The sequence below is a fragment of the Brevibacillus sp. SYP-B805 genome (assembly GCF_011059135.1).
GTDB lineage: Bacteria > Bacillota > Bacilli > Brevibacillales > Brevibacillaceae > Brevibacillus_F.
This window is the reverse complement of sequence record NZ_JAALGD010000002.1, coordinates 1-15,977: the sequence shown is the minus strand read 5'-3', so window position 1 is coordinate 15,977 and position 15,977 is coordinate 1. Positions and strand designations below refer to the sequence as shown.

The 15,977-nt window shown below is 56.8% G+C and carries 12 protein-coding genes, 1 rRNA gene and 1 pseudogene; 11 read left to right on the top strand and 3 right to left on the bottom strand.

All coding sequences use genetic code 11. The features are described 5' to 3' along the window. Nucleotides 1-31: 31 nt before the first annotated feature. A complete protein-coding gene (gene rpoD / locus G3578_RS02805) occupies nt 32-1,147 on the top strand; it encodes an RNA polymerase sigma factor RpoD (RefSeq protein WP_165208461.1) in 1,116 nt (371 codons plus the stop codon). A gap of 109 nt (nt 1,148-1,256) precedes the next feature. Continuing rightward, nucleotides 1,257-2,249, top strand: coding sequence for a hypothetical protein (locus tag G3578_RS02800; protein ID WP_165208459.1), 993 nt, complete (start codon nt 1,257-1,259; stop codon nt 2,247-2,249). 248 nt (nt 2,250-2,497) lie between these two features. On the opposite strand, the pseudogene G3578_RS02795 reads toward G3578_RS02800, so the two are convergent. Beyond that, nucleotides 2,498-3,037: pseudogene (locus G3578_RS02795) on the bottom strand (pyridoxamine 5'-phosphate oxidase family protein); the annotation flags it as partial. A 238-nt stretch (nt 3,038-3,275) separates the two neighbouring features. Here G3578_RS02795 and G3578_RS02790 point away from each other — a divergent pair. Beyond that, on the top strand, nt 3,276-4,415 hold the full coding sequence (locus tag G3578_RS02790; protein WP_165208455.1) for an acyl-CoA dehydrogenase: 1,140 nt from the start codon (nt 3,276-3,278) through the stop codon (nt 4,413-4,415). 179 nt (nt 4,416-4,594) lie between these two features. On the opposite strand, the gene G3578_RS02785 is transcribed toward G3578_RS02790, so the two are convergent. Beyond that, a complete protein-coding gene (locus G3578_RS02785; protein WP_165208453.1) occupies nt 4,595-5,560 on the bottom strand; it encodes a helix-turn-helix transcriptional regulator in 966 nt (321 codons plus the stop codon). Nucleotides 5,561-5,689: 129 nt separating this feature from the next. On the opposite strand from G3578_RS02785, the gene G3578_RS02780 reads away from it, so the two are divergent. From G3578_RS02780 to G3578_RS02750, 7 genes are all read left to right on the top strand, one after another. After that, nucleotides 5,690-6,931, top strand: coding sequence for an MFS transporter (locus G3578_RS02780; RefSeq protein WP_165208451.1), 1,242 nt, complete (start codon nt 5,690-5,692; stop codon nt 6,929-6,931). Between the two features lie 180 nt (nt 6,932-7,111). After that, complete coding sequence (locus G3578_RS02775; protein ID WP_165208449.1) at nt 7,112-7,843, top strand: tRNA (adenine(22)-N(1))-methyltransferase; 732 nt, start codon at nt 7,112-7,114, stop codon at nt 7,841-7,843. Further along, nucleotides 7,822-8,937 (top strand): Nif3-like dinuclear metal center hexameric protein, encoded by a 1,116-nt coding sequence (locus G3578_RS02770; RefSeq protein WP_165208447.1) that lies wholly within the window; start codon nt 7,822-7,824, stop codon nt 8,935-8,937. Before G3578_RS02775 ends, G3578_RS02770 begins: the two co-directional genes overlap by 22 nt. Before the next feature lie 19 nt (nt 8,938-8,956). Then, nucleotides 8,957-9,454 (top strand): hypothetical protein, encoded by a 498-nt coding sequence (locus G3578_RS02765; protein WP_165208445.1) that lies wholly within the window; start codon nt 8,957-8,959, stop codon nt 9,452-9,454. Between the two features lie 37 nt (nt 9,455-9,491). Next, complete coding sequence (locus G3578_RS02760) at nt 9,492-11,492, top strand: S-layer homology domain-containing protein (RefSeq protein WP_165208443.1); 2,001 nt, start codon at nt 9,492-9,494, stop codon at nt 11,490-11,492. Next, nucleotides 11,489-12,991 carry a S41 family peptidase gene (locus tag G3578_RS02755; RefSeq protein ID WP_165208441.1) on the top strand — a complete coding sequence of 501 codons (1,503 nt, stop codon included), beginning with the start codon at nt 11,489-11,491 and terminating at the stop codon, nt 12,989-12,991. Before G3578_RS02760 ends, G3578_RS02755 begins: the two co-directional genes overlap by 4 nt. Nucleotides 12,992-13,258: 267 nt before the next feature. After that, nucleotides 13,259-14,737 (top strand): alkaline phosphatase family protein, encoded by a 1,479-nt coding sequence (locus G3578_RS02750; protein WP_165208439.1) that lies wholly within the window; start codon nt 13,259-13,261, stop codon nt 14,735-14,737. Here G3578_RS02750 and G3578_RS02745 read toward each other — a convergent pair. After that, nucleotides 14,697-15,380, bottom strand: coding sequence for an endonuclease/exonuclease/phosphatase family protein (locus G3578_RS02745; protein WP_165208437.1), 684 nt, complete (start codon nt 15,378-15,380; stop codon nt 14,697-14,699). The two genes, G3578_RS02750 and G3578_RS02745, sit on opposite strands and share 41 nt — an antisense overlap. A 284-nt stretch (nt 15,381-15,664) precedes the next feature. Between G3578_RS02745 and G3578_RS02740 the strand changes: the two genes are divergently transcribed. Beyond that, nucleotides 15,665-15,977, top strand: a 16S ribosomal RNA gene (locus G3578_RS02740); the annotation flags it as partial.

The window sequence follows — 15,977 nt, the reverse complement described above, 5'->3', positions numbered from 1 at the left end:
CAGATCATTCCCGGGGAAGGAGGGATAGTAGATGAACAAGCAAAACATCACTTCAGATGAAGCCGCATCCATCGAACAGGTGAAGGAACAGCTGGTGGAACTCGGCAAGAAACGCGGCATTCTCACGTATAAGGAAATCATGGAGCGTCTCTCCGGTTTCGAGCAGGATTCGGATCAGATAGACGAATTCTTCGAGTTCCTTGGGGATCAAGGCGTCGAAGTCACCAATGAAAGCGAAGAAGATGTGGATGACCTGATGATGAAAGACGATGATGGCGAGGAATTTGACTTCGACGACCTGTCGGTGCCGCCGGGGATCAAGATCAACGACCCTGTCCGCATGTATTTGAAAGAGATCGGACGGGTGCCGCTGCTTTCGGCTGAAGAAGAGATCAAGCTTGCACAGCGGATCGAGCAGGGGGACGAAGAAGCCAAACGGCGTCTTGCGGAAGCCAACCTTCGCCTGGTTGTCTCCATCGCGAAACGGTATGTCGGCCGCGGCATGCTGTTCCTCGACTTGATCCAGGAAGGAAACATGGGCTTGATCAAGGCCGTGGAGAAATTCGATTACCGCAAAGGTTACAAATTCAGCACCTACGCGACATGGTGGATCCGTCAAGCCATCACCCGCGCCATCGCCGACCAGGCGCGCACGATCCGGATTCCGGTCCATATGGTGGAGACCATCAACAAGCTGATCCGCGTATCGCGCCAACTGCTGCAGGAGTTGGGGCGCGAACCCACCCCGGAAGAGATTGCCGAAAAGATGGATCTGACACCGGAAAAGGTGCGCGAAATCATGAAGATCGCCCAAGAGCCCGTCTCGCTTGAAACGCCGATCGGGGAAGAAGACGATTCCCATCTGGGCGACTTCATTGAGGATCAGGATGCGCTGGCGCCTTCCGATGCCGCTGCCTACGAGCTGTTGAAGGAACAGTTGGAAGATGTGCTGGATACCCTGACGGATCGGGAAGAAAACGTGCTGCGTCTCCGCTTCGGCCTGGACGACGGCCGCACCCGCACCCTGGAAGAAGTGGGAAAAGTATTCGGCGTGACAAGAGAGCGGATTCGCCAGATCGAGGCGAAAGCGCTGCGCAAATTGCGCCACCCCAGCCGCAGCAAACGCTTAAAAGATTTCCTCGAATAGCCGATATAGGGAATAGATGCTTGCCTACGTATGCATGCGTAGGCTTTTCTGTTTGTACGGCCCGCGTATCGGGGCGGTTAGGTCGTGCGTCAAATGGAGGTGGCTCTTCGTGGATGATCTGCGCAAGAAAATCATCATTGCCGAGATCGAAAACTGGCGGAAAAACCATCTGCTGCCCGAACATTACTGCATCTTTTTATTGAATCTGTATTCGTCAGGGGAACATCGGATTAATCCGGTTCCCCCGCGGAAGAACGAAGGGAAGCAGACCGCGGAATCGCATGCTGTGGAAACGGGCGGCGTCAAAACGGACGGTACCCGCAGGTCACCCGGAACCGACTACGCCAGGATGCCGTTCGACGCAGTGGCAGGAAGCAGCGGAGCCGCCGGCCCTGTCTTCTACGGCAATGGCAGGCCGCCGCAGGCCATCTCCTGGCAGATGATGCTTTCCTGGCTGCTGGGAGCGAGTGTAATCGCTGCCATCATCTTGCTTGCTTTTCATTTTAACGGTTTTGGCCCGTTAATGCAAATTGCCATCTTTGCCGGTTTCGCTCTCTTTTTCTATATGTTGGCAGTATGGTTCCGGAAGAAAAACAGCGGGCTTACCCATCTGTTCCTGGCGCTGTCGTTTCTGGTATCAACGGCTGGCGGCATCTACATGCTCAGGAAACTGGAGATGGGGGAAGGGGCGCTCCTTTTCTACGTAACCGTCCTGTGCCTCTTGTGGTGCGGCAATGGATTGGTTTTCCGCTTCTCCTACTATCTGTACTGCGGACTTCTCGGCCTTGGGCTGATCTACGGGTTTGCCACCATCGGCCGCGTCTCCGCAAGCTACAGCTGGTGGCTCGCCGAACTGTACTGGGTGCCGCTGTCGCTTCTGATGATCGGCCTCGGCTTTCTCCTGCACGAGCGCAACCGACAGCTTGCCGGCGCGCTCGCCATTTGCGGCATGGTGCTTTTCTTCGGAGCGGAGATTCAATCGCTGTACATCGCGCGCGCCAAGCATGACGTGATTCAACTGCTGCTGTTCGTGAAGGTGTTCCTCAGCTCGGCCTTCTTTTTCCTGACACGCCGCCAGTGGTTTGCCTGGCTCAAGCTTTAGCCAGGCTCGGTGTATACAAAGTAGGTCATGGGTAATGGTTCCTGCTCGCTCTCTTGACGACCTGCGAAGAAGCTGGCTTTTGTCCGCTCCGAAACGCGACGCGGGCAGGGGGCTCAACATCTGGGTGTTTCGGTGATGTGAGACTCACGCCCCCTGTTTCTCCGCGTCTTACGTTTCTTCGCTGAGTCGGTCGTCAAAGGAGCTCGCTTGGCCCCATCACCCCATGCCTCTTTTTTCTCCCGTCCGGCGTCCATGCTGACGTGCCTGCCGGGGTAAAACCTCATTTCCTGGTTAAGCGGATTTTCCTTGGCGGAGAGATGGTCGGGCCGGATGCGATAGACAGCCACCCCGCTGTGCAGGGAGGAGCGGTACCTGGCGACATGCTGCCTGGAGAGCGGGCTGTCAAAATAGCCGGGAACATACTTGTCCAAGAGCGCCTGCAGCGCACCTGTGGCCTCGTCCAGCTCGACCACCCTCTCCGCCCTGCCAAACAGCATGACGCTCATATAGGACGTATCCGTCAGGGAAGGGACGGGATCGGCGATGGTGCCGTACTCTTCGCTTACGGTAAAGCAGGCGTGCGGATTTTGCTCCATCATGTCGCATTTCCGTCCTTCTTCCGCACCGTGAAAGTAGATGGCTTCCCGCCACCAGACAAAATTGAGGGGAATCACATAAGGCTGCGTGCCTTCGGAGAGTCCGAGATAGCCGACTCTGGCCTGGGCGAGAAAGCGCATGATCTTCTCGCGGTCCGTGCAGTCCCGTTTCCAATAGCGTACCGGATGCATACCCATCACCTCTTGGTCATCATTCTGTCATATGCTCCTTATCTTAGGACACAGCCGGACACTGCCAAAAGGGGCAGGTTGCAAATCGGGAACCGGGTCAGTTTGCGCGAAAAAAATGACAAACAAATCGAAAAATCATGTATAATGGTGGTATCAGAATCTGAACAAGCGCTCAGTCAAAAGAGTAAGACCGGCTATGCACAAGAATGAAAAGGCTTACATGAAAGGGTGTGGCAGCATGTTTTTTGATTTGACGGAAGAACAGCGCATGATCAAGAAGATGATCCGGGAGTTTGCGGACGAGGTCGTTGCACCGGGGGCGGACGAACGGGATAAAACCAAGCGTTTTCCTGTTGAAATTTTCAAACAGATGGCGGAACTGAACCTTCTTGGCCTTCCTTTTCCGGAAGAATATGGCGGGGCCGGCGCCGATACCATCAGCTTTGCGATCGTGGTGGAAGAATTAAGCCGGGTATGCGCGTCAACGGGAATCACCTATTCCGCCCATATCTCCCTCGGCGGGGCGCCGCTGCATCTGTTTGGCACGCCCGAGCAGAAAGAAATGTACCTGACCCGCATCTGTACGGGGGAAAGCATGGGGGCGTTCGGTCTGACGGAGCCGAATGCAGGCTCCGATGCGGGGGGTACCCGGACCACGGCGGTCAAGGAGGGGGACGGCTGGGTAATCAACGGCTCCAAATGCTTTATCACCAATGCGTCGTACGCCAAATTCCTGGCCCTGACGGCGGTCACCGACAAGGAGAAGGGCTCGCGGGGAATTACCGCGTTTATTGTGCCGACCGATGCAGAGGGCTTTACGGTTATCGACAACTATGAAAAGCTGGGTCTGCACAGCTCCAATACAACCGAGCTGGTGTTGGAAAACGTGCGCGTGCCGGATGAAAATATCCTGGGCAAGCAAGGGGATGGCTTCAAGCAGTTCCTGATCACCCTGGACGGCGGACGGATCGGGATCGGCGCGATGGCGGTCGGCATTGCGCAGGCGGCGTATGACAAGGCGCTCCAGTACGCGAAAGAGCGGCAGGCGTTTGGACAGCCGATCTCCAAGTTCCAGGCCATCCAGTTCAAGCTGGCCGATATGGCGATGCAGATCGAGCTTGCCCGCAATATGGTGTACAAGGCGGCCTGGCTGAAAGACAACGGCCGCAAGTTTACCAAAGAGGCCGCCATGGCCAAGCTTTACGCCTCGGAAATTGCCATGTCGGCCACCCATCAAGCCATCCAGATTCACGGCGGTTACGGCTACATGCGCGAGTATCAGGTGGAGCGCTTCTTCCGCGATGCCCGGCTGCTCGAGATCGGGGAAGGAACCTCCGAGATTCTTCGTAATGTCATTGCTCGCGAGATCGGCTGCTAGGAAACGGGTCGAGCGGGGCTGTTTCAGGCTGAAGAGAAACTTCTGTTCGTGGCTTTGGCGTGATATGGCAGCCTATATCGACACACGTAAACAGCCTTCGTCCTGCATGCAGCAGGGCGAAGGCTGTTTCCATTCTTTCCCCGCCGTTTGCCCGCCATGGAAATGGGCAGGCCGGTTCGTCAGGAATAGAGACGCATCACCTCTGCCGCCTGATCCCGGATACGCTGCCGCAGTTCCGTCGGCTGGATCACCTCCGCCTGCAATCCCAGCGCCAAAATGAGACATCGGGCAACTTCTTCACTTTCAAACGACAGCGATACCCTCATCCACCCCGGCCGCAGGGATGTTTGCTGCTGTTCCGCCTGCTGCCTGACAGCCTCCCCCATCACTTGGGAGAGAAGCGGCAGCCCTTCCCGTGCGATTTCCAGCACCACCGGATAACGGACGCGCTGCGATTCCATACGGGCGACCCACTCTTGCCAAAATGACGGCAAATCGAATGCGGCAGGGCGGCGAAACCGCTCTTTCATGATGCGAAACGAACGTATTCTCGACAAGCGAAAAGCTTGCGGCCGGTTTCCCGCTTCGCCGACAAGGAACCAGATCCCCGCTTTTGCAACAAGACCGTAAGGCTTGATCGTCTGTACCATTTCGCGGCCTCTGCGGGTTGTATATGTCATCACCGCCTGCTTTTCTTCCCAGATGGCTTGCTGCGCTTCCTGGATGAACGCTGCTTGTTCCTTATGGGGCCCCCACGCGCCTGTATCGAGATAGACGCGATTCCGGATCCACTCCACGTCCTGCCGATGTTGATGGGGCAGCGCATTGAGCAATTTGAGCATGGCTGTTCGGAGCGATTGGCCGATCCCCAACTGCGGGAAGGGCTGATCGGTGAGATGGAGGAACAGCGCATGAATCTCCGGCGTGGTTAATCCGTCCAGCTTGGTTCGATAATCCGGAGGCAGCGAAAAGCCGCCGCCCACCCCCGCATCCGCATAAATCGGAATGCCGGAGGCGCTCAGCGCATCGATATCGCGATAGATGGTACGTTCAGATACTTCCAGACGCCGCGCGAGTTCCCTGGCGGTTATCCTGCCTTCCGTCTGCAAGATCATGAGGATGGAAATCAGCCGATCTGCACGCATTTCTCGTCCCTCTCGTCCAACGCATCTCTCTCCCATTATCGATCACTGACACAAGATGTCAACAATCGCATGGTACAGTGATGGTAATCGAAATACAGCAAAAAACCGTTTCAAAAAAAAGGTGACAGGATGAAGAAAATCCGGGAATGGCTTGGACCGCACAAAAATGTCCGGCTGCTGCAGCTTGCATCATTCATGCGTCATGTCTGCCAGGGGATCGCCGTTGTGGATGTAAGCCTGTATTTGAAGGATCTGGGGTGGAGCGGGGGCGCAATCGGAGGGGTGTGGGTGGGCACCGGCCTGTTCAGAACCGTGATGGTTTCGTTAGCGGGCCCGCTGCACGCGCGCCTGGGCGCCAAGCATTACATGATCCTCTTTGAAATGATAACAGCCGCCGCCGCGTTGATCATCACGCTGAGCCGCAACGACATCGCGCTGTGTTCCGCCATCATGGCAGCGGGTTTCGGCCGGGGACACGCCGGATCGGGCGGGCCCGTTTCCCCCATTGAACGCGGCTGGCTGGCGGCATATGCGCGAAGATTTGGTCATCACGTGTTTGGCGTCAATTCCTTGCTCGTTTATGCGGGGATGGGGATCGGCTCCATCCTTGCCAGTCTTCCTCCGCTGTGGGAACGATGGCTGCCGGGCGCTCAACAATACCGCCCGTTGTTTGCCCTCATGCTGATCATCACGCTGGTCAACATCCTCGTCGTCCTCAAGGTGAAAAGGGTCAACCCAGATGCGAGGCTGACGGACAGCCCTGGCACCATCCAGCCGACCACAGCCCAACAGGAGGAGCGCACCGGGTTCGTCGATCTGGTAAACGGCATCGCCGTCACGCTGTCAACCACCATGACCTCCTATTGGTTATCCGCGAAATATGCCGCCTCTTCCGGCATGATCGGTCTTGTCATGGCCGTCTCCTATCTCATGGCAGGAGAGGTATCGCTTGCCAATGTCTCCGCAGCCAAACGGTTCGGCTCCGCAACATCCGTCATCTGCATGCAGGCGATCGGCATCGTTTTTGCACTGGCTTTGCCATGGGCCCCCTGGTTTTGGCTGGCAGCCGTATGTAACGTCGGATGCGTCGCATGCAACCTTGGCGCTCGTGGCAATCGTTCGATCGTCATGATGGACAGGCGGAACCGACGCAAACGCACATGGCAGTCACGGACAGTCTCCTTTGTTCTGAGACTGGGGACGGTGTTGTGGCCCGGCGCTTTTGGCCATATGATTGAGGAGGGGCAATTTGCGCTGCCTTTTACGATTGCAGCAGCCATGCAAGCGGGAGCGACTTTTTGGTATGGAAAAGTATATCGCAGCAAAATCAAGGCAGAGCAAGAAGTTCGCAAAAAAAGCTTGTCGGGTTGACGCATGGGCAAACCTCTTCCCGGCCGCCTTCCAGCCAATACAGGATGCGTTTTCGTCCATGTCGGCGTTTGCGTCATCAGGGGCTATCCAATGGGGACAGCCCCGATTTTTCGTCTTTTTTCGCCGTTGGGCTTTTGGACGAGAATGGGTTAGAATAGACACATCGGAAGGTGAATGAACATGACAGCATTGACAATTTCCCGGCGCCTGCGCACGGTAGCGGAGTACTGCCTGCCCGGGGCGAAGGTGGCGGATATCGGTTCCGATCATGCCCTGTTGGCATCATATCTATTGGTACATAACCTCGCTTCGTTCGTGATCGCGGGCGAACTGAACGAAGGGCCGTATCAGGCGGCTTTGCGGCAGATTCATACCCTGCAGGCCAGGGATCGCGCCTCGGTCCGCAAGGGAGACGGGTTGGCGGTTATCGCTCCCGGCGAGGTGGATGTGATCTGCATCGCGGGAATGGGCGGACAGCTGATCACCGCCATTCTGGAGAAGGGAAAAAGCAAGCTGCCGGGGGTGAAACGCCTGGTTCTGCAGCCCAATGTGGGCGAGGAGCTTGTCCGCCGGTGGCTGCTGGAGAACGGCTGGCAGTTGATCGGCGAATCCATTCTGGAGGAGGACGGCATCATCTACGAGATTCTGGTAGCCGAGCCGGGCGATCCGTACGTCCCGTATCAGGGACAGTCCCGGACCCTGGAAGAGTTGATCAGGATCGGCCCCTGTCTCTGGCAGCAGAAGGATCCGGTCCTTGTGCGCAAATGGCAGCGGGAGCAGGAGAAATGGCGCAGCATACTCGCGCAGGTCAAAAGCTCCGGGCGTCCCGAGGCGGCGGCCCGGATCAAGGAAATCCAAACGGAGATCGACTGGATGGAAGAGGTGATCGCATGCTTGCAAGCGGGCAACTGATTGTGCAATACATCGAGCGGCTGGCTCCCAAATCGATCGCCATGCCGGATGACAAAATCGGCCTGCACGTAGGCACGCTGCACAAGCAGGTCAAAAAGGTCATGGTGGCGCTGGACGTGCTGGAAGAGGTTGTGGATGAAGCGATCGCCGAAGGGGTCGACCTGATCGTGGCTCATCATGCCGTTATTTTCCGGCCACTCAAGCATCTGCGCACCGATCTGCCGGCCGGGAAGCTGTATGAAAAGCTGCTGAAGCATGATATCGCGGTCTATACCGCCCATACCAACCTCGATGTGGCCGAGGGCGGCATCAACGACTGGCTGGCTGAAGAAATCGGCCTTACCGATGTCGAGGTGCTGGATGTCCTCCATACCGATCCGTTGAAAAAGCTGGTGGTTTATGTTCCCGTAAGCCACCGGGAGGCAGTCTTCCAGGCTGTCGCCAGCGCCGGAGCCGGCTGGATCGGCAATTACAGCCACTGTTCGTTTCAACTGCAGGGGACCGGCACGTTTCTGCCGGGAGAAGGAACCAGCCCGTTTATCGGTGAACAGGGGCGGATCGAGCGGGTGGAGGAAGTGCGGATCGAGACGGTGCTGCCGGCATCCCGGCAGTCCGCCGTCATCGCGGCGATGAAAGCGGCCCATCCTTATGAAGAGGTGGCCTATGACATCTATCCCCTCGATCTGCCGGGAAAAGGGCTTGGCATCGGCCGGATTGGCAGGCTGCCGCAGCCGATGACGCTGGGGGAACTGGCCGGGCTGGTGAAAGAACGCTTCTCGCTTACCGGCCTGCGGGTGGTCGGATCGCTTGACGACCCGGTGCGGAAAGTGGCGGTGGTGGGAGGAGACGGCAACTCCTTTGTGGGGAAAGCCGCTTCCCGCGGGGCGGATGTCCTGATTACCGGGGATATTTACTACCACGTCGCGCATGACGCGATGGCGGCCGGCCTGCGCCTGATTGACCCCGGCCACAATATCGAGAAAGTGATGAAGGAAAGGCTGGCCCGTTATCTGCGCGGCCTGCTCGAGGCCGACGGGTATGAGACGGAAGTGATCGCATCCATGGTCCATACCGATCCTTTCCAATTCGTTTGATTGTACCGGAGGAATCGTCATGCTGCCAGCAAAACGGTTGCTCGCGTGGCATCAGGCAAAAGAAGCCCTTCGTGCCGCGCGGGAAGAGCAAAAACGCTTGGAAGAGGCGATCGCTGCCGCCGAGCGGAGAGTGGCGGAAAAAGAGGAGCAGCTGCGCCGCCTGCCAGTCCCCGCCAATCCGGACGAGGAAATCGCCCGCATGCTCCTGGAGCAGGAATGGTGGCTCGCCAAAAAAGAGCGCGATGACGCAGCCGCATCGTATGCGGACAGGAACGGGGAGCAGGAGCCGACGATCCAGCAACTGCAGTTTGACATCATGCAGCTGGAAGCCGGGCTGGACCCGGAATTCCTCCGCGCGTATCTCCGTTTGTCGGAAACGAAGGCGCTGCCAATCGCAGAAGTAAGGAACAAGTGCTGCATGGGCTGCTGCCTGCCTCTCTCCCTGCGGAAGCTGGACGAATGGCGCAGAGGGAAAGGGCCGGTTTTTTGTGACGAATGCGACCGGATTCTCGTCTAACCGAGTGAGCGGCTGCGGCCGCCAGAGGAGGAATTTTGTGCGTAATCGAACAATCCGAAACATTTCAGCAGGGCTGCTGCTTGCAGTTCTGCTGCAGCCGACCGGGGCGTTTGCGGACGAGCGGACGCTGCCCTATGTGGATATCGGCAAGCACTGGACGACCAAGGCGGTTGTGAGGGGCGTTGAGGAAGGGCTGTTTGCCCCAAGCAAAGATCTGCGTTTCTATCCGGACCGGTTGATGACCAGGGCCGAATTTTTGGTGATGCTGGATCGGCTGTTCCTGCGCAATCAGCAGCAGCTGCAGCCGCTGACGCTTTTGTCGGAACAGTACTATCTCGGCCGCGATGACGCCTTTGAGGATCCCTATTTGCCATACACGGACGTTGACCGGCTGACCTGGATGTACCAACCGATCCTGCATGCCTCGCTGGTGCTCGATACCCTGTACGGCCCCCGTGCGCTCAACCAGGTGTTTCCCGGGAAAGAACTTCACCCCTCCCGGCCGATCACGCGCGGGGAAGCCGCCCGTCTGCTTCAGGTGTTCACCCTGGCACCGGACGACAAAACCGTCTGGAACGATATCACCTCATGGTCATGGCTGGAGGGGAACGAGTCTGATCCGTTGAAACGGGGGGAAGCAGCGGTTCTGGCCGACAAGGTGATGAGCGCTGTTGACGCCGATGCCTTCCTGCCGATTCTGGATATGGACGGCATGAAGTATCCCGTTGTTCCCGAGATTGACGAGATATTCCCGCTTTTTGCAACTTATGTGGAACATCCGGCCCCCGACGAACAGGCTTATGTGGATGCCGTCCAGGCGATCCGGGATCGTGAGGATGACGAACAAACCTATGAAGCGCTGCACAAACTGGCATCTTCCGAATTTCCCAACAAAATCGGGGTTCATTATTACCTGAGCTGGAATCCGGATACCCCGCTGGAGGAAAACATGGAACATGCCTTTGCGGCGATCGACGCCTACTTTGCCAACAAGATCATTCTTCCCGACAGGCTCCGCCTCCTCTGCGCCAACGTGTACGACATCGCCCTGCAGATGGAAGCGGATGATGAGGAGATATACCAAAAGACGCTGAACCATCTGCAATCCTATGAATCCATCATCCGAAAAGGCACGGAGGAATGGGACAGCCTGGCGATCTATCTCGCGGCGCTGGAAGTGAGAAGCGGCCAAACGGAGAAGGCATTGTCCCGTTACCGGGAGATGGGGCGCAGTGACGAAGCGATGCGGAATACGGTCCATTATCTGGCGCAGCAGGGGAAACTGGATGAGGCCGAAGCGTATCTGCAGGCGATCCAGCCGCGGAAGAACTCGGCTCAGGAAGTGCTGAAGCGGGGGCTGCTGCGGGAGCTTTCCACCCTGCGGCAGCAGGAGAGTGTGAAGAATGACCTGGCGTTTGCGCTGCGCCATTTTCAGCAGCTTTCCGGATATCGGGTGGACGGAAACGCGATTTTGAGCGGCTATCGCTTCAAATATACCCAAACCGTCGACCAAAGACGGCAGACCAGCCACACCGTGGGCTATTACCAGGCGCCTTCCAAGCTGGTCATGGACAAGCTGGAATCCTATGCGGACGAGTCCAATCATGTGGAATATGTACGGGACTTTGACAAGCAGACCTGGAAGAAATCCAGGACAGACTCCTTCGACTACATGCACGAGTGGGTGGAGTCCCGCTCGATAAACGAACGGGTGAAGGATTTGAAAGCCCGCTATCTGCTGCAATCTTTTGGCTCTTATGACATCATTACGGAATGGATTCCCGGTGAAGAGATCCTGAAAAAATCCCGGAACGTGCTGCTTGATGCCGGCCCGCTGAAGGCGGTGCCGATCTACATCAACAAATACTACATCGATCGGGAGTCGGATACGCTGATTGCCCATCAATGGCGATACGAAGAGATATATGCCTCGAAAAAATATCTCGCTTATTCAGGAACGGAACGATATGGCGCGTTTCCGGAGGCCGTCGTTCACATTCCTGCCGAGGTGGTCGAAGGGACGGTCGGGACGCCATGAGAAAATTGCTGAACACCTTCTGTCTGGCGATACTTTTGCAGTGGCCCGTGCATGGTGCGCTGGCCGTAGAGGCAAGCTCTCCATTTGCCGAGATCGAAGAAGTGATGGACAGCCTGATGGAAAACCACATCAACAAACCCACGGAGAGCCAGCTGGTACAAGGGGCTCTCAAGCGGGTCAGCGAGCAGATCGGCAAGCGTGCCAAGGCGACCGTCACGCCATCAGCGGAGGATGATACGCGCTCCGAGATGGAATACCGGCTGCGGGAGTGGCAAACCCGCTACGGGCTGGATGCGGCCGGTTTGAACCGCACGGCGATCGAAGGCATGCTGGCTACGCTGGATGATCCGCATACCATGCTGTTTACGAAGGAAGAGCTGCGGCGTTTTCAATCAAGCGTCGACAACGAATATGTCGGGTTTGGGTTTCGCCTGCGCATGCAGGAGAACCGGCTGATGATCCGCGATATCATTCCCAATTCGCCTGCGGCTGCCGCCGATTTGCGGCCCGGCGATCATCTGCTTGATGTGGATGGCATCAGTCTAACCAATAAAAGCTTTGAGGAAGCCTTTGCGCTGCTAAAGGGTGAAGAAGGCAGCGAAGCGGTGCTGACGATCTACCGCCCGTCTGAAAATCGGACAAAACATCTGAAATTGCGGCGGGCCACGCTGGCCATTCCCGAGGTGTCCGGTATGCCCTTTGACGGAAACATCGGCTACATCCGCCTGGATACGTTCGGCTCGGACTCTGCCGTCCAATTCCGCAACCAGCTGCTGTCATTCATGCAGAAGGGCCAGACCCAACACGGGCTGATCCTCGACCTGAGGGACAACGGCGGCGGTTATCTCAGCGCCGCACGCGATATCGCCAGCCTTTTCATGGAAGAGGGGCTGCTCATGTACATGGTGGACCGCAACGGCGTCGAAATTGAAACATGGGTCCACAACGGGCAGGACGTGGGATTCCCGGTACGGATTCTGGTCAATCAAGGGACGGCATCCGCTTCCGAACTGCTCTCCGGTGCCTTGCGGGATCACGGGATCGCCAAGCTGGTCGGGACCGTCACCTACGGCAAGGGCAGCGCCCAGCAGGTGATCCCCCTGGAGAATGGAGATGCGTTGAAAATCACGCTCCACGAATATTTCACCCCCCGCCATACGGTGGTCAACCATGTGGGGCTTGCGCCGGACATCGCGGTCAAACACGAGATTGCCCAGGTGCTGGAGGCGCTCCGCTCATTGGGAGTGACCCGCTTTGAACTGCGGGAATCGGGGGATGAAGTGACCGTGAACGGCGTGGATTTCCCGGTAGCCGAGCCGATTTTCCATAACGATGCGCACGGCATACAGGTGCATCGTGCCGTACTTGCCAGCCTGCTGCAAGACAGCGCCATCGGTGACACGGGATATGCTTCCCTTTCGTCCATCGGCAAGCCGGTGAAAAATCTGGCTGTTCGCAAGCAGGGACCGGAAACGATTTTGACATACACGCTCCAATAGGCAGGTTCTGTGACGCTCTTTTCCCGAACAGGGGGAAGGGCGTTTTTATCTGCCTGCTGAAAGGACGGAAGTAAGGCGGGGGCCCCCGCCGACACAGCATGATCAGGGGTCCCCAAAAAGTACTCGGATTATGCTTCGAAGGTTAACGTCACTTTTTGGGTGAAGCAAAGCTTAAGTCGGCGGGGTAAATTTACGCATAGAAGCGGGAGAAAGACAAACACTAACGTGTACGGACTTCCATCCCCCCAACCTGAAGGAGGAAAGGACATGAAAAAAATTATCCTGTTCCTCGTCGACTCGATGATGCCGGATGTTCTGGAGAAGTGTGTGGCGGAGAAGAAGGCGCCGGCGCTGCAATTTTTTCTGGAGCACGGTGAGCTGATCCCGGACTGCGTGACGGTATTTCCCACCATGACGGCATCAGTGGACTGTTCGCTGTTAAGCGGTGTTTATCCGGATCAGCATAAGGTGCCCGGCCTTGTTTGGTACGATCCCAAGACCAAGCGCATCATCAATTATGTGAACGGCTTCCAGCCCGTCTACCGGATCGGGATTGGCCAATGTGCCAGCAATGTCCTGTTTGATTTGAACGAGCGCCATTTCAGCCGGAATGTAAAAACCATTCATGAAGAACTGGAAGAGAAGGGGCTGGTGAGCGGCTCCATCAATGTGATTGCTCATCGCGGCCATAAGCAGCATGATGCGAAGATCCCGTTTGTGCTGGATGCGATCACCGGCTTTCAATTGAAGGAAAAGGTGTCCGGCCCGACGATCCTGAGCCTGGGAACGTTGATCCAACCGGATATTTTCAGGCCGATCAATTGGAACTGGTCGCATGCGTTTGCCTCCAGCTACGGCATCAATGATTCCTATGCCATCGATGTGTTGATCGAAGTGATCCGCAGCGGCAAACAACCGGACTTCACCCTGGTTTATCTGCCCGATAATGATCACAAGGTGCATCAGACGCCGGAGCTGGCGGTGGAACACCTGGCGGACGTCGATAAACAGCTGGTCCGTTTTTTGGACAGTTTTGCATCCTGGGAGCAGGCGGTGGAACGGAATGTCATCATGCTGATCAGCGATCACGGCCAAACGGTTATCGGGCAGGAACCGGAAGCCAATATTCCGCTGGATGAGATGCTCTTCCCGTTTCGCGTGCACCGGCTGGGAGCGGACATTACCCCCGACTGGGATGTGGTGGTTTGCAACAATGAGAGAATGAGCTATCTGTATCCGTTGTCCGCTGAACTGCTGCCCAAGGTGGTGGAGGCGGTATCCGGCGACAGCCGCATCGATCTCGTCGCCTGGAAGGAAGGGGAGTGGGCGGTTGTCAGGGCGGGGGGAAGCGATCGGACCTTCCGTTACTGCAAGGGAGGCCCTTTGCGGGACGCATACGGGACGCAGTGGAGTGTGCAGGGGGATGAAGGGGTGCTCGATCTGCGCATCGATGGTCATACCGTCACCTATCAGGCGTATCCTGACGGGATGGCGCGGCTGTATGGAGCGCTTTTCTCGCAGGATATTCCGGTGATTGTCGTAAACGCCGCGCCGGGGTACGAATTCCTTTCTGAATGCTCCCCGACCCATCAAGGGGGTGGCAGCCATGGGTCGCTGCATCAGCGGGACTCGATGATTCCCCTGCTGATTGTCGGGAGTGCCCAACGCTTTCCGCGGCCCGCCCGGCTGATTGACGTGAAGTCCTTTATCCTGCAGGAATTGGCCGTTGCGCCGGTGTTAGCGTAACCAGAACCGGATAGTGATCGGACCAACGGACATGGACCACTTTGTATTCGGCTACCTCCCAGGCCGCCGAAGCAAATACGAAGTCAACGCGTTTGGCGAAGGGAACGAGTGTGGAAAGCTGGTGCCGGTTCGTTTCACGGGCGCAATCCCGCAGATGGGGCGCGAAGGAAACAGCCGGGCTGTTGAAATCGCCCAGCAGAATAAGCGGTTCGTGACAGCGGGGGGAAATAGCGTCTGCCAGGAACCGCCATTGCGAAAACCGACTTTTGCGGTCGAGGCTGCAGTGGGTTACCCAGACATTTACGCGCTTTTCCTCCCATTTCACTGCAGCCCGGAGCAGACTGCGAGGTTCTTTCTTGGATTGCAGCAGCTGCGAACTGCTGTGGATCAACGGCAAGCGTGTCAGCAGCATATTTCCATAGGCGCCCCTGCCGATTTTGACGGAGGGGGCGTAGGCATAATGCGCTTGCAGCCGCTCCGCCAAATAGTCGGCTTGATAGCCAAACCGCTCGTTTTGATGGACTTCCTGCAGACCGATGATATCGGCATCCAATGCAGAGAGGGTTTCCGCCATTTCATCCAGGCGGTTTCGCCAGAACAGATCCTTGCCGCCGTGGATATTGTAGCTGACAACACGAAGCATATTCTCCTCTCCTTTTCGAAGGTTTGTTCAAGTTTAGTATGGTCAAAATTCCCTGTTGTTTTCATGGGGATTATCTGCTATGATGCTGCTCCCGGCCTCGCTGAAAAAAAGTTGTTTTCACCGATAATTTCCTGTTGCATTACAATTTCGTCTATGCTATATTATAAAACGTCGCCTCTGATAAAGGGCGTGCAAAATGAAGCTTTAGCTCCTTGAAAACCGGATAGAACGTGCAATAATGCCTCGATATCTTTCTTGAAGTTCAGATCATTTTCTTTCCTGATTTATTGGAGAGTTTGATCCTGGCTCAGGACGAACGCTGGCGGCGTGCCTAATACATGCAAGTCGAGCGGGGGCCTTCGGGCCCCAGCGGCGGACGGGTGAGTAACACGTAGGCAACCTGCCCGCAAGACCGGGATAACATAGGGAAACTTATGCTAATACCGGATAGGGTGTCTTCTCGCATGAGGGGATACGGAAAGGTGGCGCAAGCTACCACTTGCGGATGGGCCTGCGGCGCATTAGCTAGTTGGTGGGGTAACGGCCTACCAAGGCGACGATGCGTAGCCGACCTGAGAGGGTGACCGGCCACACTGG

Coding starts and splice junctions, on each gene's coding strand:
- rpoD (WP_165208461.1), top strand. CDS start 32: ATGAACAAGCAAAACATCACTTCAGATGAAGCCGCATCCATCGAACAG.
- G3578_RS02785 (WP_165208453.1), bottom strand. CDS start 5,560: ATGCGTGCAGATCGGCTGATTTCCATCCTCATGATCTTGCAGACGGAA.
- G3578_RS02775 (WP_165208449.1), top strand. CDS start 7,112: ATGACAGCATTGACAATTTCCCGGCGCCTGCGCACGGTAGCGGAGTAC.
- G3578_RS02780 (WP_165208451.1), top strand. CDS start 5,690: ATGAAGAAAATCCGGGAATGGCTTGGACCGCACAAAAATGTCCGGCTG.
- G3578_RS02745 (WP_165208437.1), bottom strand. CDS start 15,380: ATGCTTCGTGTTGTCAGCTACAATATCCACGGCGGCAAGGATCTGTTC.
- G3578_RS02770 (WP_165208447.1), top strand. CDS start 7,822: ATGCTTGCAAGCGGGCAACTGATTGTGCAATACATCGAGCGGCTGGCT.
- G3578_RS02750 (WP_165208439.1), top strand. CDS start 13,259: ATGAAAAAAATTATCCTGTTCCTCGTCGACTCGATGATGCCGGATGTT.
- G3578_RS02790 (WP_165208455.1), top strand. CDS start 3,276: ATGTTTTTTGATTTGACGGAAGAACAGCGCATGATCAAGAAGATGATC.
- G3578_RS02755 (WP_165208441.1), top strand. CDS start 11,489: ATGAGAAAATTGCTGAACACCTTCTGTCTGGCGATACTTTTGCAGTGG.
- G3578_RS02765 (WP_165208445.1), top strand. CDS start 8,957: ATGCTGCCAGCAAAACGGTTGCTCGCGTGGCATCAGGCAAAAGAAGCC.